Origin of the sequence: Microbacterium sp. GbtcB4 (genome assembly GCF_019091465.1) — a bacterium.
In the GTDB taxonomy this organism is placed as follows: domain Bacteria; phylum Actinomycetota; class Actinomycetes; order Actinomycetales; family Microbacteriaceae; genus Microbacterium; species Microbacterium paraoxydans.
Map to the genome: position 1 here is coordinate 1 of NZ_JAGXJJ010000310.1, position 251 is coordinate 251.

Genomic DNA, 251 nt, shown 5'->3' on the forward strand with positions numbered 1-251 from the left:
GGTCGCCGTAGAACAGCATCGCGGACAGAACGATGCCGGTGTGGGTGGCGAGCTGCTGCATGCCGAACGCCTTGTCGATCCCGGCGCGGGTGATGTCGATCGAGGACGAGCCGCCCGAGCGCACCTCGAGGCCCGGGAGCCGCGCGGCGACGGCATCGCGTAGCGCGCCGCGCTTCCAACCCGTCGGATCCCCCCCATGCTTCGCGTCGCGTGGGGCCTGCTGGCCGAGCGCGGAGAACGTGATCTGCGAG

At 71.3% G+C, this 251-nt stretch carries 1 pseudogene; it reads right to left on the reverse strand.

The annotated features are described in order from the left end of the window. Positions 1–251: pseudogene (locus KVS71_RS17980) on the reverse strand (HAD family hydrolase); the annotation flags it as partial.